Below are 24,236 nucleotides of genomic sequence, written 5' to 3' on the forward strand. Positions count from 1 at the left end.
ACCGCCAGTGGCAACAAATGGGTTATCGATATGGCGAAGGCCGCCGCAAAAGAAGCACCTGCAGTTGAAGGATTGACAGCCTTGATGGAGCGTCATGCCGATGCCCTCTCGAGCCAACTTCAAGCACATCATCTTAAGGTCTTCCCACCGCATTCCGAGAAGGGCATTCGAACATTCGGGCCGTCTGAGGCGTCTAAGCTGCTCGGCGTTGGCGAGTCCTATTTGCGCCAGACCGCGTCAGAGATGCCGGAGTTGAATCTTAGCATGAGCCCGGGTGGCAGGCGAATGTTCTCAATTGAAGATATCCATGCGATTCGGAAGCATATGGACCAGGTCGGCCGCGGGAACCGGCGTTACCTGCCGCATCGTCGAGATGGCGAACAGCTTCAGGTTATCTCTGTTATGAATTTCAAAGGTGGATCTGGCAAGACCACCACCGCCGCGCATCTGGCACAGTATCTCGCTATGCGCGGATATCGCATCCTGGCCATAGATCTGGATCCCCAGGCGAGTCTTTCCGCGCTCTTCGGTAGCCAGCCGGAAACCGACGTTGGTCCGAACCAGACGCTTTACGGCGCCATCAGATACGATGAAGAGCAGGTTGCTATCGAGCAGGTTGTCCGAGCAACGTATATCCCTGATCTCCACCTGATCCCGGGCAATCTTGAGCTGATGGAATTCGAGCATGACACGCCGCGTGCGCTGATGAAGCGCAAGGAAGGCGACACGCTCTTTTACGGTCGTATCAGTCAGGTGATCGAAGACATCGCAGACAACTACGACGTCGTGGTGATCGACTGCCCTCCCCAGCTTGGTTACCTCACGCTTTCGGCTCTGACTGCCGCAACATCGATCCTAGTCACTGTCCATCCTCAGATGCTGGACGTGATGTCGATGAACCAGTTTCTGGCAATGACATCAAACCTTCTGCGCGAAATCGAGAACGCTGGCGCAGAGTTCAAGTTTAATTGGATGCGCTACTTGATAACTCGTTTCGAACCGAGCGATGGACCGCAAAATCAGATGGTCGGTTATCTGCGGTCTATTTTCGGCGAAAATGTCCTTAATTTCCCGATGCTTAAAACCACCGCGGTTTCGGATGCTGGTCTGACAAACCAGACCCTATTTGAAATCGAGCGTGGCCAGTTCACGCGTTCGACCTATGACCGAGCGTTGGAGGCGATGAATGCCGTCAACGACGAAATCGAAACACTGATCAAAAAAGCATGGGGTAGACCCACATGAGCCGGAAGCACATCCTTGACGTCTCAACAGACGCGCCCGAAACGTCGTCCGCAGACTACAGAGCCGCAAAGAATCGATCCATGCCGCTTCTCGGGGTGGCAAGGAAGGAGCGCGATCCCGCAACGAAGCTCACAGCGAACATTGGAAACGCGCTGCGAGAGCAAAACGATCGTCTCAGCCGTGCCGAAGAGATCGAGCGGCGTCTTGCTGAAGGGCAGGTAGTGATAGAGTTGGATGCCTCGTCAATTGAGCCGTCGTTTGTGCAGGATCGTATGCCGGGGGACATCGACGGGCTCCTTGCTTCGATCCGCGACCAAGGACAGCAAGTCCCCATCCTTGTACGACCTCATCCGGACCAGCCCGCCCGATATCAAGTTGCTTTCGGCCACCGTCGGCTGCGCGCCGTTTCAGAGTTGGGAATCCGGGTCAAGGCGGTTGTTCGCGAACTGACAGACGAGCAATTGGTCGTAGCGCAGGGTCAGGAAAACAATGAGCGAGAAGATCTTACCTTCATCGAAAAGGCGCGCTTCGCACATCACCTAAACAGGCAGTTTTCAAGAGAAATTGTCATCGCCGCGATGTCTATCGACAAGAGTAATTTGTCGAAGATGCTTCTGCTCGTCGACGCCCTCCCCTCTGAACTAATCGATGCTATTGGTGCTGCTCCTGGCATTGGACGGCCGAGTTGGCAGCAGCTAGCGGAGCTGATCGAGAGAGCGCCTTCACCGGCCGATGTGTCGAAATATGCGATGTCGGAGGAAGTTCAAGCGCTGCCATCGGCAGAACGGTTCAAGGTGGTGATCGCTAGTCTGAAGCCGAGTCGGGTTGCGCGCGGACTTCCTGAGGTCATGGCCACCCCGGACGGCACCAGAATTGCTCAGGTGACGCAGAGCAAGGCCAAACTGGAAATCACGATTGACAGGAAGGCGACGCCTGATTTTGCGACCTTCGTACTCGAGCGTTTGCCAGCGTTGTATCAAGCGTACCATGTTGAGAATCAACGGAAACACGGAGAGTAAACCGCAAAAGAAAAGAGCCCCCTCAACGTCGCCGTCGCGGAAGCCCTTCTGTCTCTCTAGCAAGAACAGAATCGCATTTCCTCGAATCCTCGTCAAGAGTTTTTAGCGCCGTGTTGGTGAGCTGAGTTCCTTTGCCTGCTGAAAGGTAAAAGATAATGCACACGACAAACGTAACGACGCCCTTCGGGCGGCGGTCGATGACGCTTGGCATGCTTGCAAACCAAGTCATGGCCGGGGAGATCAAACCGGATCAGTCGGTTGATAAGTGGAAATTGTTTCGCGCGCTGTGCGAAGCAAAGCCGCTGCTTGGCATCGGCGATCGAGCGCTTGCCGTGCTCAACGCGCTTTTGAGCTTTTATCCGAAGAATGAGCTGGCCCAGGGAAACGGTTTGATCGTCTTCCCGTCGAATATCCAGCTTTCGCTCAGAACGCATGGCATGGCTGAACAGACTGTGCGGCGTCATCTTGCCGCGCTCGTCGAGGCAGGTCTTCTGGTGCGCAAGGATAGCCCCAACGGCAAGCGTTACGTCCGCAGGGACAGGGCAGGGGAGGTCGACGAGGCGTTCGGCTTCTCGCTGGCGCCGCTGCTTGCCCGTGCCGAGGAGATCGAACAGCTTGCGGCCGCAGTGATGGCTGAGCGGCTGCATGTCCAGCGTTTGCGTGAACGCATTACCCTTTGCCGCCGTGACATTGCCAAATTGATCGAAGCGGCAGTTGAAGAAGAGATCCCCGGGGATTGGCAAGGCCTCTACAGCGAATTCCGGGACCTGATCGAAGGCCTGCCGCGATCGCCGACGGTAGCGCAGCTTGAATTGCTGCTGGATGAATTGGAGGTTCAGCGGGCGGATATCCTTAACCGATTGGAAATTCGGATTAAATCAACAAAACGGAGCGGCAATGCCGATTATATTGAGCGTCACATACAGAATTCAAATCCCGAATCCATTATTGAATTTGAACCAGGCTTCGAAACGAAGCGGGGCGCGATGGCTGAGCAAGACAACGATCGAGGGGGCGTGACGCCAGAGAAGGGTAGGGGTGAGGCAGAGCAAAGTCGACAGCCGGGGGTCCGCAATGATGGTGGCGGACTGAAATCCTTCCCGCTCGGCCTCGTTCTGCAGGCCTGCCCGGAAATCCTTGCCTATGGGCCGGATGGCGTAATCCGCAACTGGCGCGATCTGATGGCCGCAGCCGTCATCGTTCGATCGATGCTGGGCGTCAGTCCGTCGGCATACGAAGAGGCCGCCAATGTGATGGGGCCGGAAAATGCCGCGACCGTGATGGCATGCATCCTGGAGCGCGGCGGCCACATCAATTCGGCCGGTGGCTATCTTCGCGGCCTGACGCGGCGAAGCGAAAAGGGAGAATTCGCAATCGGCCCGATGCTGATGGCGCGCCTGCGGGCGCACGGGGAGGGCAGGTTGAAGGTCGGGTAGAGCTTTGATCATCGTGAATTGGGACCGAACTCAAAATTTTCATGACGCGGAAACTAGTTTTCTTCGGTGGTCAACTGACCACCGGTATAAGGTACTGAAAGATAATTGTTTTTTCGGGCAGAGATTTTTGTCGGAGCTAAATATGCGCGGTGTGCGCCTATGAACAAGTTGCGTCTCGAGGCAGAGCACAAGATGCGACTGGTGAGAGAGCTGAATTGCGGCGTCAGAGAATGGGGAAGGCCCGTCCCCTCCGGCGGACGGTTGAGATCGAATGGACGAGGTCGCCTTACGAACGGTGACACCGCGGCTCGCTCTGACGGCAGAGACGGCGACGATGATAGTGGCGATCTTCGGCATCACCATTATTCGCGCTATTCAGTCCGGCATCATCAGCACAAAGCTGCTCGCCGTGCCTGTGCTGGCAGTATCGGCAGCCTATGCAATATGCGTTCCGCGGGTGGAAAACCGGACTGGAGCAACGGTCAAGGGCAAGTCGCCGAGCGAATGTGACCTTCGGACCCCTTGACCGTCACTGGGCGCGGCCAGCGCGAAGGCCGGCGGGAATCATCACTCCCTACAAATGTAGATCGGAGGCCTTAGTGCTGGCGACCAACCGGCAGCAGGCGGAAATGACGGATGACCGACGAAATCGATTTCTTTGATTTGGCACCGTTATCGGTGAATGGTCATGACGGAATATCTCCACCTCCTGCCAGCCTATCGCCAGTATGCCGAGGTGGGGATTGAAGAACGAGTCGGCTGGATCCGTGCAGATCGTTGGCAGGAAACAGCCGATGCGAGGGCTGCACTGGCGCGGCTGGAAGATCTGCTCTCCTATCCGCCGCGGGATCGAATGCCTTGTCTGCTTCTCTATGGCGATATCGGCATGGGAAAGACAAAAATCATCCGAAAGTTTCTTCGCGATCACCAGCCCATCTCCGATCGTGGAACCGGGGTGACGAGCATGCCGGTCGTGGCGATGCAGATGCCGGCCGAACCCGTCGAAGGCGATGTATACGGCGAACGCCTCAATGCAATGAGCGCACCGGGTCCAAGCGGAGACGAGACCTTCCGTCTGAAGACCACTTGCCGCACTCGGATGCTGATCATCGATGAGATCCATGCCTTGCTGACCGGGACGTATCGGCAGCAACGGGTCTTCCTCAACGTCATTCGCTTTCTGGCGAACGATCTGAAAGTCCCGTTGACCTGCGCCGGTACCGATCTCGCCCGTCAGGCGTTGTTGACGGATCCTCAGCTCGCGGAGAGGTTTGAAGCATTTCACCTTAAGCGGTGGTCAAATACACAGCAGTTTGCGCAGTTGCTCGCAAGTCTCGAAAGCATAATGCCTCTGCGCCAGTCATCTCAGCTTGGGACCGCAGCGGTTCGCCGCAAAGTTCTGGATATGACCGATGGCTTCACGGTGCGAATTTTTCGCCTGATCGAGACAGTTGCGGTCGAAGCCGTCCGAAATGGGAAGGAGACGATCACTTTTGAGAGCTTCGACGGTGACAACCTTGTCCTGCCGCTGGTTGCCGATGGCGCGGCGCACTGAAGGCCGCCTGCAGCGACATGCAACCCAGTGAGACCGGTGCGGCTGCTGGCTATTGCCCGACGGCCCTTTGAGGATAAGCTTCTCAGCTGTTGTTGGCGGGTGGCGAGCCATTGCTCCAACCATCTCACCCCGGCAGGTTGGAAACCGGATAAGTGGACTTTCGGAAGGCTCGAACACACAATTCTTCAATCACGACATTCCGACCGACCAGTCCGCGTCTATGGGCGCTTGCCTGTCGCCTGCGGCAAGTCGATCTGGAGCAACTGTCTCTGAAGGCTACCGGGCGCAGCAGAGCGTCTTTCGTCAGCGATGCGGCGCATCGAGGCGTTTGTCCGGCATGCCTGGACGAAGATGCCGAGGAGGGGAGGGACCACTACTGCCGCCAATCGTGGCCATGCGTCGAAGCAGTGGTCTGCCCCCGGCACAGAATTGGCCTCGAGATTAACTGCGGCGGATGTTTCCGCAGCTGTCTGTTTCAGTTTCGGTCTACGCCTGATGGTGTTGTTAGACTGGTTTGCCGTGATTGCGATGCGGTCGTCTGGGCGCGGCGGTTCCAGCGCCGCGATCAAACAGACTTGCTGCAGGTCGTATCGTTAGTAGGCGAGGCCATCGGCAAGGGCGGGTCGGAGTTTGAATGCACCGAGACGGCAAGCCGCTTCCTCTGGACGCCACGGCCGGAAGGGATGCCATACATCGCCGCGCTGGGTTTATCGCTGCCTTATGGTCAACGGCCGTCAGTTACGGCAGGCGCGGCGCCGCTGGCCAGCCTTCCACCGGCATGGTGAGCCGTGACCATTACGGCTATTTCAGACCTCCTCTTTCAGGAGACCGCCAAGAAGGCTCTACTCTCTGCCTCCGTTCGCGAAGCCTTTCGGCAATTCGAGCGCGGGCCGGTCCCAGAGTATCATCCGGTACCTCCACCAACGCGGGCGGCGTCAGTTCTAAATCTACGTGCGGAAACCAAGTACCGGCAGTTGGCCCGCGGCATTGTCGAAAGCGAAGGCTGGAAATCTCTGCCGTCCAAAACAAGGCGCGCAAGAAACCGGGCAATCGGCAAGTTGATGCTCCGTGCCCTCAATGACGGATGAGACCAAACCGATGTGCCTCATCCAGCAGGTGGCGAACAGAGGACGGTTGCCATTTGCGCCCACCGCGTGCCGGCCGCTCACCCATCTGATCCAGTTGGGCGGCAATATCGCGCAGCGACAGATCTGGATCAGCAATGGCAATCGCTGCAACGAGCTTCATCAGGTGATCCTCTGGGGCACGACGGGGCGAGCGCCCCAAAAGCTCGGAGTCGGCAAGCTTCTCGCGGACCATCCGATGCACCGCGCGGCGCAGGCGTTCCACCGTCCAGTCATGGCCCCGGCGATTTAGCACCCGGACGACATTGTCCCAGCTGTGCTGAGGCCGGAGTTGCCGCACCATCGGCAGCCACGTTTGGGCGGACGAGATCAACTCGTCGAGATAGAGTTTGTCTCGCGCCTTCGACACCGCCTTGATCGCTTCTGGCCGCCGCTCTCGAAGTCCAGGATTGCCCGGCAGCTTGCCACGCGCTTTTGCCGCCTTTATGCCAGCTCTGGTTCGCTCGGCGATTAAAGCCCGTTCGAGCTGCGCGACAGCTCCGAGAACCTGAAGAGAAAACATCCCCTGGGGGGTGGACGTGTCGATGGGATCGCGGATCGATCGGAAATGGACGCCGCGTTCTTCAAGGTCCTCGATCACCTGCAACAGATGGCTGACTGAGCGGGCGAGGCGATCCAGCCGGACAACGACAAGCACGTCGCCAGCCGCGAGCTCGACGAGGAGTCTCGTCAGAACCGGTCTGGCCCGTGACGCACCGGATCCGTGCTCCTGAAAAATCCGCTCGCAGCCGGCGGCGCGCAACTCGTCCATCTGCGCATCATGGACCTGATCGTCGGTCGAGACGCGTGCATAACCGATAAGACGTTTGGGGGCCGGCGCTGGATTGGCGGCTTGCCGTTTTGCCATGATTTTCTCGCGCGATTTTACGGTGCTTTGTACAGTTAAGGAATGCGTGAGAAAATGACCAGTTGCAAGCGTGTTTTATGGAGTCAATGCAGCCCCACCAGAGTCGAAAAGGGATGCCGAACGGGCGTCGGGCCGTGACCAGCGTGAAACGCGCTCTGGTGGCCATCTGCGGCGGAAACGGCTGAAAATAGAGAGATCCGAGGAGGGGGCGACCACGAAGGCCCGTTTGAGCTTGAAGCGGATGGAGAATTCCCAGCTCATCGGAAGGGGAGGGCTGCTCGGAGTCGTCTGTAGAGCAGAGACGTTTCCGCCGAACCTCGCCGAAATTTGCCTAAAAGGCCGGAAAACCAGGCGTTTCCGGTCATCCAGGACGGCTGACATTGCTGATTTGCGACTCCAGATCAACTACCATCGATAACCTATAATTATCGATGATAGAAAACCCAGCGCACGATCGTACCATATGAAGAACAGTAACGACGCGCTGGCGTTCCTTTAGCAAATCATTTACCATGATTTCAATGGCTTACGATCTCGCGAAAATCAGCATGACAGCCCTGATGCGCCCGGCATTTGACGCCGGCGTCGCTCTGGCGCGCCTGGACGAGCGGGTTGCCCATTCTCCGGTCGGTCAGGGCTGGATCGAGCGCCAAAACTTCGCCGACGCCTGCGCCTCGCTGTGGATCGAGGGCGAACTCGTTCATCTCGAGGATCTCGTCCTCCACGACGCCACTCGCGACATCCGCACGCCCACCCACGAACTCACCATCGCCCGCGACGTGCTGCGCACCCGCCGGCGCATTGCGGCGCAACCGCCAGATTGGACGTTGTCCGCCGAGGGTATCCGGATTTTGCGACAAACGTCGGACAGCAGTCTGGTTGGCGAGGGCGTGGCGGGGACGGCCGGCGTCGTCCGGTTCGCATCCCCGATCGATGCAGAAGGGGAGGGGGACGATGGTGATGACGCGGACAATCTCCCCGGCGTCGACTATGCCGCCATCGATGCGGTTCTGGCCCGATCGCGGGCGGCGATCGAGAGCGCCACACGGCTCGGCCGACCCAGCGCCGGCGCCGCGGCCGAAAAAGACCCGCTCGTTTATGATCTCGACTGGGATGAGGATGCCCGGCTCGACGAATGGCGAGGCGTATTGCGCCAGGCCGAAAACTTGCCGGCGGTTCTGCAGGCGATCGTTGCCCTCGATGCCTGGAACGAGCTTTCCGTCCTTCAGCACGCGCCTTGGCTCGGCCGGCTGCTGGCCGCCTCGATCCTGCGCCAGGCCGCCATCACCACCGGCACCCATCTGGCCGCCATCAACCTCGGTCTGAAAACCATTCCCGTCGATCGCCGGCGTCACCGTCATCGCGAGACGCGGCTGCTCGCCATCGCCCACGGACTTTTGGCGGCCGCCGAGATCGGACTGAAAGAACATGACCGGCTGGTGCTGGCGCGCACGCTGTTCGAGCGGAAGCTGGAGGGGCGCCGCACCTCCTCGAAATTGCCGGAACTGGTCGAGCTGGCCATGGCAAAACCGTTGGTGTCGGCCGGGATGGTGGCCAAGGCGCTCGACATGACGCCGCAGGCGGCGCGGCGGATTGTTTTGGAGCTGGGCTTGAGGGAGATGACGGGGAGGGGGAGGTTTCGGGCGTGGGGAATACTCTAACCTGCCAGAGAGTCTCGAAGCCGTATGTTCTTTCCATAACGAGCTGGCGCAAATAGCTTTCGGACGCGATAGTGGCACTTGAGTAAAACGAAAGGGGAGCATGGAGTTTAGTCTACCTTCCGTAAAATTCGTGTGCTCCGGATGTGGGGCTACTATTCACACAATCCTTGAGGAGGTGCCGCCTTATGACCTCATGGCGGACCGCGAGTCAGACGCGCAAGGCTTTGTTGAGCAGGCCGTGGAGTGCACCGAGTGCGATCGACAGTTTAGAGTTGGGATCAGGAATACGGGCGCAGGCTTGGCAGCGGTACTCGAGGATGAAAACACACCGGTTGAAGTGATTAATGATCCCATCGCGAGTCCCGATGACGAATGGGGGACGGAAGCCTATCAGCGTGAAAACCTACCAAATGACCCTGGGCAGATCTTCAAGTTTGCGACCTACGACATCGACTTCGTCGCCAGCGAGGTCGAGAGCGGAGGCCATGGATCGATTGCCGCGCTGAACCGAATGCTGCTTGTCCAATACTTTTCCGCGATCGAGGCGTATCTAAGCGACCGCCTGATTCGCCTAGTGCTTGACGATCCCAAATCGATGTCAGCACTGGTGAGGGGCAACAAGGAATGGGCCGCCGAAAAGATCAGTGTCGTTGAGCTTGCATCAAATCCAGATGCATTTCGTGATTGGGTGCATACGCGCTTGCGCGAGTTGATGTACCACAACTTCGTGAAGATCGATCAATACTATCGGAGTGCGCTGGGCTCTACAATTTTTCCTGACGAAGCGACAAAGAAAATACTTATGGAGTTCGTTCCTGTACGGCATGATTGCGTCCACCGCTACGGTCGCGATCACGACGGTCGAGAGCGTACGATAAGTAAAGCCGATCTCGATAAGCTGGGTAGCGCCCTCGAAAACATGGTCGCCCACCTTGAGGGATTGTTTGTCCGGCGGGGCACAAACGGGTGAGGCATTGTTTGGCGCTTGTATGGCTAACTCGGGGATAGGTGGCAGCGCGAGGCCAAGATGTGGGGGCGGAGAAATGTCCATTCATACCGTGATCGTCGACGGCCCCCTTGCATTGCGGATGCAGCGGCTCACCGCTGCGCGCGAAGGCGCGATCGGGCGCCAGATACTAACGCTTCCCCTTCTAGCTGCTCGGCTCGCGGGCGGCTTCATAGCTCCAGCTTCACAAGAAACCTTGTATCCCGCGATACGAGCGGCTCTTGACGCTGGGATGTATGAGGACATCGGACAGGTTTCTGGCCTGCCCGGGATGCCATCTGCTGTACTCACCTCACTCCGAAGCTGGTGGGAGGCCGGGATCCTAACTGAAATTGCGGACAATCCCCGCCTACGTGACTTCGCTATGCTGGAACGGCGTGTGAGAGAGGCGTTGCCTCCGGGTACACTCGCCCCGCCAGACCTCGTTGAAGCGGCACTGAAGCGCCTGCATCTCGCTCCAAAACTTTTGGGTTCCGTCACGCTTCATGAAGTTCCTGACATCAAGCCCATCTGGCACCGGCTCATCATGCACCTCTGCGACGTTGTTCCAGTGCGATGGGTCGGTTCAGCCCATTGCCAGCGGAGCTGGTTTCCCGGAAACGAGGAAGTGTTGCCCGCCGGCCGCAGCCGGCTCGCCGCCGCCGATGTCTGCGCCGATCCGCGGAGCGAGGTGCGAGAGGCGCTGCGCTGGGCGAGGGCGCTCATTGCGGAAGACGGCATATCTCCAAGTGAGATCGCGATCACGGCCACTTCGCCGAGTACATGGGACGATACATTCTTGGTGCTTGCGCGCGAGGCTGGGCTTCCCTTGCATTTTAGCCATGGCGTCCCCGCCTTAGCGACGCGTGAAGGCCAGAGCTGTGCCGCGCTGGCCGATGTTCTACTAAGGGGCCTCTCGCAAGAACGCGTGCGCCTCTTGTTCGCCCGGGTTTCTCCAGCGCGTCAGAATATCCCCCTCGACTGGGCCAAGGGTTTAAGGCGAAGCGCTGCTTTGTCGACCGCGCAGCATTGGCGGCACGCCCTGATGCAAGCACGGGCCGAGCGGGCCGATGGCGATGCTGCCGAAAAATCATTGTTACCGGTTATCGAGGTTCTCGCTAGCGGTCTCCTCGCGGCGGAACGAGCAGGACGTCTTCTGTTGCGTGGCCCAGCGCTCACCTTGTGGCAGGATGCCTTGCGCATGGCGCCTCCCCAAGCAGTCGAACTCTCGCTCCAGGCCCTCCGTGTCGACGACGGGAGAGAGCCCGGCAGCAGCGTCGTGTGGGGACCAACTCGTCATCTAGCCGGCGCCCCTCGCAAGTATCTCCGGCTTCTCGGCCTCGAGGCGAACGCCTGGCCGCGCCAGGCGGTCGAAGATCCGTTACTACCGCAGCATCTTCTCGACAAGATTAAGCTTCCTTCAGCTGATATCGCCGACGAGGACCGAATGATGTACAACCTGCTCGTCGCTCAGTCTGACCACTATGCGCTCTCGCGCGGGCACAGGAGCGCGACGGGTGCGCTGCAAGCCGCGAGCACGCTATGGCGCCGCGATCAGCAAAGGATTGTGAGCCGGAGCGCCATTCCCCGGCACGCCTTCAGCGAAAGCGATCGCCTTTATGCAAGACCTGTAGATGCAGGCAAGCAATCGCAGATTCGGTCCAGCCGCGCCTGCTGGAGGGCTTGGCAGGATAGCGAGCAGCATACCGCGCATGACGGGCTGATTCGGGCAAACCATCATTTGGTCCTGGAAGCACTCGCGGAAGTGCAATCCACGACGTCCCTAAATCGCCTCCTTTGCAATCCGCTTGGATTTGTCTGGGAGTACGCGCTTCACTGGCGCGAGCCCAATCTCGACCCCCAGCCGCTGGCGCTCGACCAACGCGCGTTCGGAGAACTCGTCCACGCCCTCATTGGAGGAGTTCTCCGGAACGGTGCTCCGAGGAATGTTCATGAGATCGACATCGGTCTAGCAGATGAAGCCAAGCGACTGGGCGACATTTGGCCGATCGCACGTGCAGTCCCACCGGGTCTGCTATGGCGCCATACCATGACAGTGGCCCGGGAGCGCGCATCGCGGGGGTTGCGAGATGCTCTTGGAGAACCTCGTGGTACGAGTTGGACCGAGCTCACATTCGGCGAGCCCATCGCCGGGCCTCATCCTTGGACAACGCTTTCGCCAGTCTCGGTGGGAGCGACTGGTATTGCATTTCGCGGCAGGATCGATCGGCTCGACGAGGACGCGTCTAGAGGTGCGGCCATCATTACCGACTACAAGGCAGGCGCGGCGCCCGAGCGGAAGAAGACCATCGTTTTCAATCGAGGGATGGAGCTCCAACGCGTTTTCTATGCTCTGGCCGCCAAATCGCTGCTGCCGGAGGTCCGGTACGTCGAGTCTCGGCTGACCTATCTCAGGCACGAGCCCGCTCGCACGTTGAGCTTGGTCCAAGACGAACTCGCAGCTGCCATCGAGGAAGCTATTACCTTCACAGCCGCTGCTGTCGAACTTCAGAAGACTGGGCAGATCGCGCTGGGTCCCCAGCCGGAGTTTTTTGATCCGATTTCGATCGCGCTGCCATCCGACCTGGACGTCTATCGTCGTACTAAGCAACGTCCCTTCGCGCAGGTGAATAGCCCGCTATCTAAGCTTTGGAGCAGCCCGTGATCGCTGACCTAGATGCTCGCAGACGCGCGTTAACAGACTTCATATCCAACATCCTGGTCGAGGCAGCCGCTGGCACCGGCAAGACGTCCTTGATGGCTGCCCGTGTTGCGATGATGATAGCGAGCGGGATTGAACCCTCAAAGATCGCCGCGATCACCTTCACCGAACCGGCGGCAAGCGAGCTTGAAGCGCGAATTCGTTGGACGATTGCGGAGCTCCGGGCCGGAAAGATCCCGCCGGCGCTTGCGAAAATACTCACCCAGCCGCTAGACGCGGATGCGCTTGCTCGTCTCGAGGCCGCGGCTCCGCGACTCGATGGGATCACGGCGACGACGATCCACGGCTTTTGCCAAGGCATCATCCGCTCGCACGGGCTCGCCGCGGGTCTGGATCCCGGATCCAGAGTGGTTGATGCGACTGTCGCCGAGGCTCTCTTCGACGAAGTGCTTGCCGAGTGGCTGAAGGACAAGCTGGCGGACAGCGCCGACGAAGATGGAGCGATCGCAACGTTGGCGAAGGACGATCCGCTTGGAGTCGTCGAGCGCGTCCGCGAACTTGCCGTATTACGCCGAGACCATCGCACCGCGAGTGCGCCTTCACCTGATTTTTCATCCCGGCCGGACCGGACATTCAACGAAGCCGTCGTGGCGTTTTCCCGCTGGCACGCCGCCGGTCCAGCCGAGGCTGGCACAGCGGACTTGATCAATGACCTGGAACGTTTGGCTGCATTCTATAACGAAGCCCTTACGGATACCGCATTTCCTGTCCTTTGGCGCTTGACACAGCCCCCACGCATCGAAGCTATGTTGCCGCGGTCCATCGATCTACAGCCGTATCGCCGAATGGCGGCCTGGAAGAGTGTTCTCGGACCCGCCGAAGGCCAGCGTCGCGGTGACGAGGCGTCCGCCCGGTACGAGCAGGTGAGCGCGGCATACCGAGTCTTGATTGGGTCGATTGCCCAGAAGCTTGTGCATGAACTGGCCGCGGTCTTGAGCGAAGTGATCGATGCATATGATCTGCGCAAGCGTGATGCTGCGGTCCTGGATTTCGATGACCTTCTGCTTCAAGCGCGGCTTCTCGTCTGCGAGCACACGGAAATCCGCGAATGGCTCGCGGGCCGCTACCCGCATCTTCTCGTTGATGAATTCCAGGACACTGATCCTCTTCAGGCCGAGATCCTGTTTTTCATCGCGGCAACCACGCCTCCCGGCCGATGGGAACAGGCTGAGCTCCGTCCCGGCGCGCTGTTTTTGGTCGGCGATCCGAAACAGGCTATCTATCGGTTTCGCGGGGCCGACATCGAGGCCTATGCCGTGGCAAAGTCGGTGATCGCCAGATCATCCAACGGCTGCCTGCTAGACGTTACAGCCAATTTCCGGTCCCGGGCGGAAGTGCTCGAACATATCAACGAGGTTTTCCAGCAGGTGCTTGCTAAGCCGGGGCAGCCTGGCTTCGTACCGTTGACGGCTACAGTGAACCCGCCGCCGCTGCCATTTCCAGCTGCGGCGAAGCTGACGATCGACGTGCCGCGCGATGCCCGCGCAGAGGAGCAGCGCGAGGCGGAGGCAGAGGCAGTGGCCGGTCTTTGCGTGCGCTTGATAGGGGCACTTACGATTACCGAGGCAGACGGCACAGAACGGCGTCTTCGGGCAGGTGATATAGCGTTGCTCGCGCCCACGCACACCGATTTATGGCGCTACGAGCGCGCCCTTGAAGGACAGCGGATCGCTGTCGCCTCTCAGGCTGGCAACGCATTATTCCGGCGGCAGGAATTGCAAGATCTTCTGGCTCTGGTCCGAACGTTGAGCGATCCCTTGGACACACTCGCGTTTGGCGCGTTTATGCGCGGCCCACTTGTTGGCATGAGCGACGAAGAGTTGCTCGACGTCACGGCGGCACTCGCGCCTGATGCGGACGGTCGCCGGCGATTTCAGTTGCGGACGGTGGCTGACGACGTCGTCCATCCTCTCGCTCGTGACGTGCTCGTCAAACTCCAGGGTCTGCACAGTCTCGCTGCGGAGCTCACGCCCATGCAATTGCTAGCGTACGCGATCGAGCGCTTGAACCTCCGGGTGGTAATGGCCGCGCGCCATGGCCAACGCAACGCTCGTGCATTGGCGAACCTCGATGCGATTGTCGAGCTAGCGAGATCCTATGGAGTAGCTGGCCTGCGGGCGTTTGCGCTCGATCTCCAGCGGGGGTGGGAGCGAAAACGCCGCCACCCCGAGGGACGGGTGGATGTCTCTGGAGACGCGGTCGAAATCGTCACGATGCATAGCGCCAAGGGGCTTGAATGGCCTGTCGTCATCACGGTGAACTCGTCAACTCGTTTCAAGCCTCAGGACCAGTTTGTTTATCGCCAATCGGACGATACCCTTCATTGGATCGTCGGCGGCATTGAGCCGCCGGCCTTGGCAGTCGCCCGCAGCGAGGAAGAGTTTCGTGAAGCGAGGCAGCGTGAACGGCTGTGGTATGTCGCGACGACGCGTGCCCGCGATCTGCTCGTCATCCCAGATCTGCCAGGAGCCTCGTCGCGCTCGTGGTCTAGGGTCATGGATCTGGGACAGAAGCGTCTGAGTGAGCTTCGAACGGACATGCTGCCTGCCCCTGAAGTAACCGCTGCTAATGTCCTGACCAACGAGCAGACCGATGCGATTTTCATCGCGGAGCGCGAGCGCATCGTGGCAGCCTCGGAACCCATCCTCTGGGATCGTCCTAGCGAGCGCGATCCTGACCGTAGCGCAGACACAATAGACAGCTTTGTCGTGGATAGCACCTCGGACGGACAACGAATCGTCGGAGCAGGCGCCCTGCGCGGTAACGTTCTTCACAAGCTGATGGAGGAGCTTCTTAATGGCGAACTGTCCCAAGGCGAGGAAGACGTCACGCGGCGAGCTGGACAACTGCTAGTGCAACTGCAAGCCGCGGTGGATGACAGCGACAATAAGCGCATGCCGGATCCCGCGGAAATGGGGAGAACAGCGCTGCGGACATTGCGCATGCCCGACCTTGAGCCGTTCATCGGGCGGCTGGTGCCCGAAATTCCGCTTTGGGCAGCAGCCCCGCCACGCTATCTAGCGGGTCGCGCGGATGCCGCCTGGGTCGACGGTGATCGCATCGTCCTGGTCATAGACTGGAAATCGGATGTGAATCCGGATGCGACTGCGCAGGGTGCACACGCGGCACAGCTACGTGACTATCTGAGCGTGACCGGTGCTGAACGCGGGGCCGTCGTTTACATGTCAGCTGGCCATGTCTCTTGGATCGAACCGTGAGTCCCGTGATCACCAGACAGGATTAAGCATCGGGGATGAGGAGCAAACGATCACCCGGCTAGATCCACGCGTCATCGCGACATAAAGGTTTCGAGCGTTGAGGGCAGCGGCGTTCAGAACGACAGAGACATCGGCTTCAAGGCCCTTGAGTAGCAAGGTGCTGCCGACCGAGCGTCTGGCAAGCGGCCGCCCAACCAACCGCGTCTGCTCGCGGATCGCAACAGTCGCCTCGCGGAAGGATGGTCCCCCTGGGGAGGCGGCGAGCTGCAGGGCGCGCTGTGCTGCGGCAAGCACCGCCGGCCGATAACATCGCACCCCGCCCGCCCTGTTGATAGACACCAACAAGTCTGCAAGCGCGCTCAGCGTTCGCTCCTGCTCGAACACAACGGCCGCCTGTTCCAGGTCGGACAAGGCACGGCTAAGGCTGCCCGCCCGGGCGGCAGTGATCGACCGCACAAGGTCATCGGCTGAAAAATTGCTCATAAGATTTTCAGCAAATCCAGCAGCCACGGCGAGCGCTCCCGGGTCGCTGAGATCAAGCGCAGCTCCAAAGTCTGTCAGGTCGCGCAAGTCTACGGCCTCTACGGTGACGGCACCATCGACCTGACGTGCGAAGCGACGCTGTCCACGCGGGTCAATACTGTCGCCGATAATCAGGACCTTCGCTTCGCCGGGGACCTGTACCGCGGCCGCCTCCAAACGAAGTGCATCATCGCGCCGGCCGTCGAGCTCGATCCACTGAACTGCAGCGGGCGCCGTCCGCAGGTCGATCGGTGTGCCGCTGGCGAGCAGGGGCCGGAGAGAGAGCAACCAATTCCCCAATTCGGCGGCTCCGGCATTGTTCCACCGCCAAGGAATGGTGAGTTCCCCGACAACTGGGAAGAATGTCAGAACCTCTGAATTCCAATCCGCCAGAGGGTCGCCCCCGAACCCGAAGATGGATTGGAAAGGGTCTCCGACGATCGCTGTCGGCAGGCTCTGGGCGAGCCAGGTCACCAACGCGTGTTGGCGGATCGAGCAGTCCTGATACTCATCGACGAACAGTCTTTCGTAGCTGGCGGCGAGAATGTCGTGCACATGTCCGGCTGCGACCAGTCGAGCCGCTGCGTCTCTGATCGCTTCATAATTCGGGCGGGCACCATCTATTATCCGCGGATTGTGCCCCGCGCGCTGCGGAAACGTCGAAATCAACCGGATAGCAAAACCATCCAACGTGGCTGCTCGATAAGAGCTCGGCTTCACCCCCGCCTTTTCGAGACGCCCGCGCAGAGCTGCCACGCCGGCGTTGGTGTGCGTCAACACCAGAACCGGTTTCGCGCCGTCGTGTCGCGCAAGCGCGTCCGTGATGAGCTGGGTCTTTCCGCAGCCAGCAGGCGCTACGACAAGTCCCCGTTTGATTGCATTCAGGTCGATTTCACCGGCTACCATCTTCAACCCACTTCAAGACGCCATCCATCACACTCGTCAAACTGGCATTGGCGGCGGCATATGAAGGCCCGACGATGGTCCGTCCGGCGGCCTCCATGGTTGTAATGGTCTTAAGCCAACCGAACCGCGCCGCAGCGTTCCCCAGGAGCGTTCGGCTGGCGGTATCGAAGCCGTTAATTAAAGCGTCGGCTTCAAGAACAATCAGCGACGTCGAGTTGTTCGAAATCGTCTTGATATGCGCGTCGATGATTGCGCGATCTTTTGCTTCGACTGCAAGCTCGAGGAGTTGCGCGACGGACGCGTCGGACAAGGCAGCGAACAGCTCCTGCTCAAGCGCCCGCCCCCCGCCCCAGGCGAAGACCTCCCCTCCGCCGGCCAGGAAAGTCGCCTCCGCTGCAGCAGGCGCGGCCTTGTCACTGTCGCGCAGGATGGCGACGCGGTATCCAAGGGACTGCAACGCGTTGGCGCGGCTGAACGTCTCATCGCCATTGCCGTTGACGAGCGTGGCGCCGCAGGCGGCAAGCGATAGTTCACCCGTTCCGGTAAAATGTTGATCCAGCCCGCGCATAAGGCCGATTTCGCTTCCGCCTTCACACACAACGATGGATGTGGCGAGGAGGGCGTGGGCGTGAGCCCGGATCGTTCCTTGCACGTCCCCCGCGTCGCTGGCACGGGTCACGGTGTGTTCGTGATCCTTATGTCGGACAATGTGGAGCTGGTGAGCGCTCAGTTCGGTGACGGTCGTTGGTGAATGGCTCGTCGCGAACACCTGCATCGGAGGAATTTCTTCCTTCGCACCGAGCGCCCCGAGCAAGCGGATGATGCGGTGCGGCTCAAGGCCGTATTCCAGCTCATCAATCAGGAAGGTCGTTGCCTTTTCTGCAGCTTTCCGCTGCAGAGCGGCGATCAAAAGACGCGACGATCCCAGGCCGAGCGACCTCAGCGGAATACCGCTCTCGTCGTGCAGCGAGATCGACCCGCCCGTAAAGCTGATCGAACCGGCGTCGATAAGGGCTTGCACCGCCGCACCGACAGGAACGCCCATCTCACCTGCAGCGGCGGTGACAATCTTCAATGAGCCTTCCAACTCCTTGAGTTTCTCCTGATCAAAAGCATCACGCATCTCGCGCGCCAGCCGGGTCAGTTCGCTCGATGTATCCGCCTTGCCTTCCGTGATTTTGCTCAACACCGAGCCACGCCGCCACGTTAGGTGTGAGTCGCCCGCCCCACCGAGCCGCGCCGGGGCGATCTGGGTGCGATCGGCCCAACTGAGATTGCGCGTTCGTCCCGCTGCCTGCGCACGGGGCGACACGAGCGTCCATTCCGGCTCGAGGTCGCTCTGCACGGTGAGCTGCAGGGTTAGCGCCGTTTCTAACCCAGCACCTGGCTCCGCCTCCACGGTTCCTCTAGCCGCGTCGAAACCCACCAAGAAATCGCCATACGCGTCGATATTCTTGAGTGGCTCATCTAGAGCGCCAAGAGTAATGGAGATGCGGATAGGCTGATCGAAGTCGATCCCATGGAAGTCCGCATCGGTAAAAGACAACGATCGCCGCGCGCCGAGGCATAAATCGATTGCGTCGAGAATGGTGGACTTCCCGCTATCGCCCGGGCCGACCAGACAGTTTACCCCGGGTCCTGGCAGCCACCGGAGCTTTCTAATCGCTCGAAAGTTCGCGATCTCCAGGATTCGAACCAATGTCATGCCGGCTCCTCGCCTATGCTGCTAACCCTTGGCCAATTATTCTTATCCGTGGCCCTTGGTTTTCCGCTTACTGGATCAAAAACTACACCTACTGCGCGTAATCAAGAGCCACGTTTTCCCTTGCGTTGGCGAGGCGCAAATTTCATGTATAGAAGCCGGAGACGTTCACGTGGCAAGACTTTTTCAACTATTTGAGTTACGATTCGCGTTGCCGCGAGTTTAAGTTCAGAACCTTTAGAGACGCGATCGATATGGCCCGAAGCGACCTTCTCATTTCCCTCGTACGCGCTGGTGCATCCGGCGATCGGGCTATGCTGAAATCTGCTACGGAAGCGCTGGTCGCTGAAGAGCGAGCGCAAAACCACCATATCGTCGCCGATCGGCTAGAGCGGGCGCTATCCACGGTCGCCGTAACGCCGCCGGCCCTGACGGCCGCTTCTAGTCCTGCCGGCTCTGGAAAAGACACGATACTCGAACTCGAGCCGCGACTTCAGCTCAACCAGCTGATGCTTCCGCTTCCGGTAGAGCAGGGCGGCCGCCAACTCATTGAAGAACACACTCGTGCCGATGTCTTGCGCGCTCATGGCTACGAGCCACGCCACCGGGTTCTGCTCTCCGGTCCACCAGGTAACGGCAAGACCTCCTTTGCAGAGGCTGTTGCGGAGGCACTCGGGCTCCCATTTTTCGTTGTCCGGTACGACGCCCTAATTGGAAGCTATCTCGGCGAGACAAATGCTCGCCTGCGCAAGCTCTTCGACTATGTTCGCACGCGGCCGAGCGTTCTCTTCTTCGATGAGTTCGATTCGATCGGCAAGGAACGCGGCGATACCCACGAGACCGGCGAGATCAAGCGCGTCGTCTCGTTCCTGCTGATGCAACTGGACCAGCTTCCCAGTTATGTCGTTGTGATCGCCGCGACCAACCACGCCGAGTTGCTCGATCGGGCCGTTTGGCGGCGCTTCCAGATGCGGCTGGCTTTTCCCGCCCCCGACCGACAGAGGATCGGGGTTTTTCTCGACCGCATCATATCGCAATGGCCCCACGCGCCTAAAGTTGCAGCTAGGTCGATTGCCGCAAAATTGGGTACCGTAAGTTTCGCAGAGGCTTTGGATTTCTGCCAAAACGTGCGAAGAAGGCAGATATTGGGCTTGGGGGAGCTTTCAATCGACGATGCACTTCGTTCAGAACTGGACCTCTGGGCAACAAGAGTTAGTCCTGAGGTTCTGAATGGCGAGCGATCCGACCAAGCCGATACTGAGACTGCAACCGAGCGACCCGCAACCACGAGCCCCCGGTCGACAAGCCGTCGTGCGCGGCCCTCAACCAAACTCGACCGCTGACCAGAACCAGCGCTTCGGCCCGAAATTCCAGCGTCTGACGGACGTTCTTCAACGCGACCCTGGCGGTTTGGCGCTACGCGCTGATCCTTCGGCACTGGCGCCCGAGCGACTACTGGTATTTGAAGTGAAGGGAAGCATTGCGGCCTTTGCTCGTGCGATCAACAATGTTCCTGGCCTCGAACTTATCGATGAGGAAGAGCTGCCGGGCGATGAGGACAAGGCACCCGTTGCCTACCTGCTTGTACCGGATTTGCAGGCACTGCGGCAGATAGAATCGCTATGGCGAACCTGGGTGGCGGGCCGGGTGTTGCCGCAGGGCTTTACACCATGGCGGGACGTCTTTGCCTGTCTTCGCGACCTTCGTGTTTGGGGTCCTGCCGATCGCGTCCAGCGATTGGATGCGGATGTCCTAGCTGACGAGATCGAAGGCCGGGCGGACGACGAGTTTGTTCCTCTTGAAATCGAACTCGTGTTCCGCGCGTCACCTGACGCAGGTGCGATCAGTGAAGCGGCAGTCGCAGAGGCGATCAGGCAGAGTGGTGGTCGACCTCTCAGCCGCGCCAGGCTGGATGACATTGCTTACCACGCCATCCTTGCAGAACTGCCAGCGGCGGCAATTCGGATGGTCGTGGAGCGGGCTCCCGGCAGTCTGGCCGGTGTCGAGCCGATCATGCACATTCGCCCGCAGAGCGTTGTCACCGGAATTGATACCAATGATCTTTTGCCGGCTGCTCCTGCGCCAGCGATGGGACCTGTCATCGCCGACCCGATTCTCGCGCTTCTAGATGGCGTTCCCGTCGCGGGGCACCCGCTGCTGCAGCCTCATCTGAGCCTAGAGGATCATTTCGGGCTTGAGCCCGGCGCTGTTGTGGCGCAACGTTATCACGGCTCGGCCATGGCCTCCCTCATTGTCCACGGGGATCGCAACAAGCCGGAGCAGCCGCTGCCTCGTCGGGTGCACTGCATTCCGGTTCTAGGCGACAATGACCGCTTTCCAGCGGACAGGCTGATCGTTGATTTAATCTATCAGGCTGTCATCCGTATGCGCGCGGGCAATGAGCCCTCGGCTCCACATGTTATCATCATCAATATATCGCTCGGAAATCTCCGGCGCCCATTCTACGGCCAGCTGTCGCCCTGGGCGAGACTTCTCGACAGACTGGCATACCGCTTCGGTATCCTTTTCCTCGTCAGCGCCGGCAATATCACCACACAATTCCCCGTCGCGGCCTTTGCAAACCGGGTCGCCTTCGAGGATGCCAATGCCGATCAGCGCGCGCGAGGCGTGATCAACGCGGTCGCGGCAGTGGTCGCCGACCGTCGATTGCTCTCCCCGTCCGAAACGATTAATGGGTTGACCATCGGCGCTCGAAACCTGGATTGGGTGCCGAACGCTGAGCGAGCCTTGGCACGCGTTAACGTCAACCCCTATTCCGAGCTCGACATTGCGAACCCGTCCAGCGCCCTAGGCCCTGGATTCGCAGGCTCCGTTAAGCCGGATATCCTTATGCCGGGCGCACGAGAGCACCTCCGCGTCGTCGCCAGCGCGGAGAGCATTACGGTCGCACCGGCGGGCGCAAGTCGAGGAGCGGGCCTCAAAGTAGCCGCACCGCCACGCCCTGGCTTCGAGAATGCCGAGGGCTTCACAAATGGAACGAGCGCAGCAACTGCACTGGCTTCTCGAACGGCTCACCGCATCCACGATGCCCTGGAAGCGGCCTATGGTCAGGAATTTCTTCAGCTAACGAATACCCAACGAGCTGTCCTCATCAAGGCTTTGCTTGTGCACCCAGCACGCTGGCCGAATGGGGCCGCCGGCTTGGTCAAAGAGCTACTAGGACCGTTCGGTCAGGGTCAGGCTCCACGTCAAAAGGACAACATTCGCCGCTTCCTCGGATATGGCGTGTTCGACAGCGACGATGCCGTCGCCTGTGCCGCGGACCGCGCGACCTTCTGGTGTGTTGGGTCGCTGGGGAGGGAGCGAAGCGTCGATGTGCTAGTGCCGATACCGGCTGCGATCGGCGGACAGGCTCGTGCCCACTCGCTGTCTGCCACATTAGCTTGGTTTACACCGGTCGTGCCCGGTCGGAAATCCTATCGTGCTGTGAGGATGAAAATCCTCGATCCGGCCGAGATCGCGGGTCTTGGTGTTTCCGCTGACGCATGGCAACCGGATGGGAACCAGACCAATCGCGGGACGCTCTTTACGCGGGTGTGGAGCGGTGCACAAGCCGCGGTCGTCGGCGACGGTATGAGCTTGAGATTGAAAATTCAAAGGGAACCCGATCCGGCTGGCGCCATTGACGAATTGGTTCCTTTCGGCCTGGCGGTTACACTCGAAATGCCTGGCGAGCTCAGGATCTACGATCAGGTGAGAAATCGCGTTCAACCGCGTCCGGCTCAACGTGCCGCTCCATAATTGAGGAGAACAGACATCGTGGTCGACATACCCTCAAATTTCATCGGGGATTTCAAGGTTGGGGACAACCTTGTTTACAATGCTGCCATTCTGCGCGCGCTCTGTAACCATAATGGCGACGGCGGCTTGAACAAGCTCGTGGTGGTGCAGGTCGGCGCCATTCTCGAGGCGGCGTTAGGCCAAATCATCTACCGTGCGCAGAATTTCAATCGTGAAGGGGTGCCTAACATCGCCGAAGTCGACCGGCAGGGAATCGAAGGCAAAAAGATCGACAAGCTCAACAACATCATCGACGTGATGCGGAAGTATGGGCTGCTCGACGAGCTTGGGGTAGGGATCTATGACCAGCTGCATACCTTGCGCAAGTTCCGCAATAAGGTCCACATCCAAGATGACAACCAGGATGTTCCGCGGGATGAGGCGGCAGCCTTTACGCCCGCACGGTGCGCTTGGTCGCTGGAGCTTTGCGCGGCCGTCCTCGTCTTTCTAAGTCGCAAGTTTCCTCGCCCAGCTGATGTCGCTAAATATGTTGAACCACTTAGCATTCCAGATCCGTGACAATAGAAGTGGTGTGTGGCTGAACCTACAACGCAGCATTGGCGAAACCAACGATAATGCACCGGCAAAATACAATGATGAGCGACAGCTCCGATACGGGAAAAATTGCTGATGCCGACTGGGTTGAATGGCTTGTTGCTTTCAACGATCTGTCGCGCGGGTTCATAGAGGACGCCGCGATTGATCCGCTTTATGGCGACGATCCACGAAGACAATCCGCCATGTTGGCGATCGCGGCTCGTGCTTTCACGCTGTTTCGTTCGGCACTTACGCTCCTTCAGCAAGGCGAGCAACTCGGATTTAGAATACTCGTCCGCGGGATTGTCGAATGTGCGATGCATATGGAAGCGGCCTGCTCCAGGCCGGAGTACCTGCAAATCTTGCTGGACGATGACAAGGCGAGCCGCATTTCAAGAGGAAAGGCTTTTCAGAAAATTGCCGTCAATTTGACCGAGGAGGCGAACCGACGTCTTCAGCAATTCGTCATGGGTGACGGGACAAAACTTCAGAGTCTGAATTTGGGGGATTTTTCGAAAGGCAGCGATTTCCCCAGATACCATCATATCTATCGCGAGATTTCTGCTGATGCCGAACACGTCACGTGGACATCTCTATGTCGCCATCCTCAAGAACTTGCCGACCGGATACATCTGGAGATCGATCCTGAACTCACGGACTTCGAGATATTCGACACCATAAGCATCATGGCTCTCGCGGGAATGACGTGTGTGAAGCATTTGCGTGAATCGCTTGGGGTCACCCAGAATGAGGTCGCTTTTTCAGCGCTCGGGCATCGGTACATTGAATTATATCGCTCTGGGATCCGAGAATTTCGCGATTCCGACGATGAAAATTGAACCGCGCTGGTTGGTTCAATGATGAGCGGTAGGCCTCTTGGGATAAATGATCGGTGCGGAGTTTGCCAGAGGACGCGAGATGCTGCCTCCTCCCAT

17 protein-coding genes are annotated in these 24,236 nt (G+C 59.3%); 14 read left to right on the forward strand and 3 right to left on the reverse strand.

Annotated features, from left to right (window positions below; all coding sequences use genetic code 11):
• Positions 1–30 precede the first annotated feature (30 nt).
• From repA to J2J99_RS34780, 6 genes are all read left to right on the forward strand, one after another.
• Positions 31–1,245 (forward strand): plasmid partitioning protein RepA, encoded by a 1,215-nt coding sequence (gene repA / locus J2J99_RS29225; protein ID WP_168301561.1) that lies wholly within the window; start codon positions 31–33, stop codon positions 1,243–1,245.
• Complete coding sequence (gene repB, locus J2J99_RS29230; RefSeq protein WP_168301562.1) at positions 1,242–2,264, forward strand: plasmid partitioning protein RepB; 1,023 nt, start codon at positions 1,242–1,244, stop codon at positions 2,262–2,264. Before repA ends, repB begins: the two co-directional genes overlap by 4 nt.
• A 155-nt stretch (positions 2,265–2,419) precedes the next feature.
• The gene (gene repC / locus J2J99_RS29235) at positions 2,420–3,700 is read left to right on the forward strand and encodes a plasmid replication protein RepC (RefSeq protein WP_168301563.1); all 1,281 of its coding nucleotides are present in this window, start codon (positions 2,420–2,422) and stop codon (positions 3,698–3,700) included.
• A gap of 271 nt (positions 3,701–3,971) precedes the next feature.
• Entirely contained in the window at positions 3,972–4,226 is a 255-nt protein-coding gene (locus J2J99_RS29240) for a hypothetical protein (RefSeq protein WP_168301564.1), read from the forward strand.
• 162 nt (positions 4,227–4,388) lie between these two features.
• On the forward strand, positions 4,389–5,255 hold the full coding sequence (locus tag J2J99_RS29245; protein ID WP_246638646.1) for a TniB family NTP-binding protein: 867 nt from the start codon (positions 4,389–4,391) through the stop codon (positions 5,253–5,255).
• 152 nt (positions 5,256–5,407) lie between these two features.
• Complete coding sequence (locus tag J2J99_RS34780; RefSeq protein ID WP_168301566.1) at positions 5,408–6,040, forward strand: TniQ family protein; 633 nt, start codon at positions 5,408–5,410, stop codon at positions 6,038–6,040.
• A 289-nt stretch (positions 6,041–6,329) separates the two neighbouring features.
• Here J2J99_RS34780 and J2J99_RS29255 read toward each other — a convergent pair whose 3' ends face one another.
• On the reverse strand, positions 6,330–7,247 hold the full coding sequence (locus J2J99_RS29255) for a recombinase family protein (RefSeq protein WP_168301567.1): 918 nt from the start codon (positions 7,245–7,247) through the stop codon (positions 6,330–6,332).
• Positions 7,248–7,759: 512 nt separating this feature from the next.
• Between J2J99_RS29255 and J2J99_RS29260 the strand changes: the two genes are divergently transcribed.
• The 4 genes from J2J99_RS29260 to J2J99_RS29275 all read left to right on the forward strand — a co-directional run bounded on the left by J2J99_RS29260 (position 7,760) and on the right by J2J99_RS29275 (position 15,833).
• Positions 7,760–8,908, forward strand: a complete 1,149-nt coding sequence (locus J2J99_RS29260) for an RHE_PE00001 family protein (RefSeq protein WP_168301568.1) — start codon at positions 7,760–7,762, stop codon at positions 8,906–8,908.
• Positions 8,909–9,008: 100 nt separating this feature from the next.
• Positions 9,009–9,878, forward strand: a complete 870-nt coding sequence (locus tag J2J99_RS29265; RefSeq protein WP_168301569.1) for a hypothetical protein — start codon at positions 9,009–9,011, stop codon at positions 9,876–9,878.
• 73 nt (positions 9,879–9,951) lie between these two features.
• Entirely contained in the window at positions 9,952–12,558 is a 2,607-nt protein-coding gene (locus J2J99_RS29270; protein ID WP_168301570.1) for a PD-(D/E)XK nuclease family protein, read from the forward strand.
• Positions 12,555–15,833, forward strand: a complete 3,279-nt coding sequence (locus tag J2J99_RS29275) for a UvrD-helicase domain-containing protein (RefSeq protein ID WP_168301571.1) — start codon at positions 12,555–12,557, stop codon at positions 15,831–15,833. The genes J2J99_RS29270 and J2J99_RS29275 overlap by 4 nt, the downstream gene beginning before the upstream one ends.
• Before the next feature lie 9 nt (positions 15,834–15,842).
• Here J2J99_RS29275 and J2J99_RS29280 read toward each other — a convergent pair whose 3' ends face one another.
• Complete coding sequence (locus tag J2J99_RS29280) at positions 15,843–17,261, reverse strand: UvrD-helicase domain-containing protein (protein WP_168301572.1); 1,419 nt, start codon at positions 17,259–17,261, stop codon at positions 15,843–15,845.
• Positions 17,248–18,966 carry an ATP-dependent nuclease gene (locus J2J99_RS29285; RefSeq protein ID WP_207601004.1) on the reverse strand — a complete coding sequence of 573 codons (1,719 nt, stop codon included), beginning with the start codon at positions 18,964–18,966 and terminating at the stop codon, positions 17,248–17,250. The genes J2J99_RS29280 and J2J99_RS29285 overlap by 14 nt, the downstream gene beginning before the upstream one ends.
• A gap of 251 nt (positions 18,967–19,217) precedes the next feature.
• Between J2J99_RS29285 and J2J99_RS29290 the strand changes: the two genes are divergently transcribed.
• The 4 genes from J2J99_RS29290 (at position 19,218) to J2J99_RS29305 (ending at position 24,140) form a co-directional block, all read left to right on the forward strand.
• Positions 19,218–20,306 (forward strand): AAA family ATPase, encoded by a 1,089-nt coding sequence (locus J2J99_RS29290; protein ID WP_168302182.1) that lies wholly within the window; start codon positions 19,218–19,220, stop codon positions 20,304–20,306.
• Positions 20,194–22,725 (forward strand): S8 family peptidase, encoded by a 2,532-nt coding sequence (locus J2J99_RS29295; RefSeq protein WP_168302183.1) that lies wholly within the window; start codon positions 20,194–20,196, stop codon positions 22,723–22,725. The genes J2J99_RS29290 and J2J99_RS29295 overlap by 113 nt, the downstream gene beginning before the upstream one ends.
• An 18-nt stretch (positions 22,726–22,743) precedes the next feature.
• Positions 22,744–23,283 carry a hypothetical protein gene (locus J2J99_RS29300; RefSeq protein WP_168302184.1) on the forward strand — a complete coding sequence of 180 codons (540 nt, stop codon included), beginning with the start codon at positions 22,744–22,746 and terminating at the stop codon, positions 23,281–23,283.
• 74 nt (positions 23,284–23,357) lie between these two features.
• Positions 23,358–24,140 (forward strand): DUF5677 domain-containing protein, encoded by a 783-nt coding sequence (locus J2J99_RS29305; protein WP_168302185.1) that lies wholly within the window; start codon positions 23,358–23,360, stop codon positions 24,138–24,140.
• The last annotated feature ends 96 nt before the right edge of the window (positions 24,141–24,236 follow it).

It is taken from the genome of Rhizobium binae (genome assembly GCF_017357225.1).
Classification (GTDB): domain Bacteria; phylum Pseudomonadota; class Alphaproteobacteria; order Rhizobiales; family Rhizobiaceae; genus Rhizobium; species Rhizobium binae.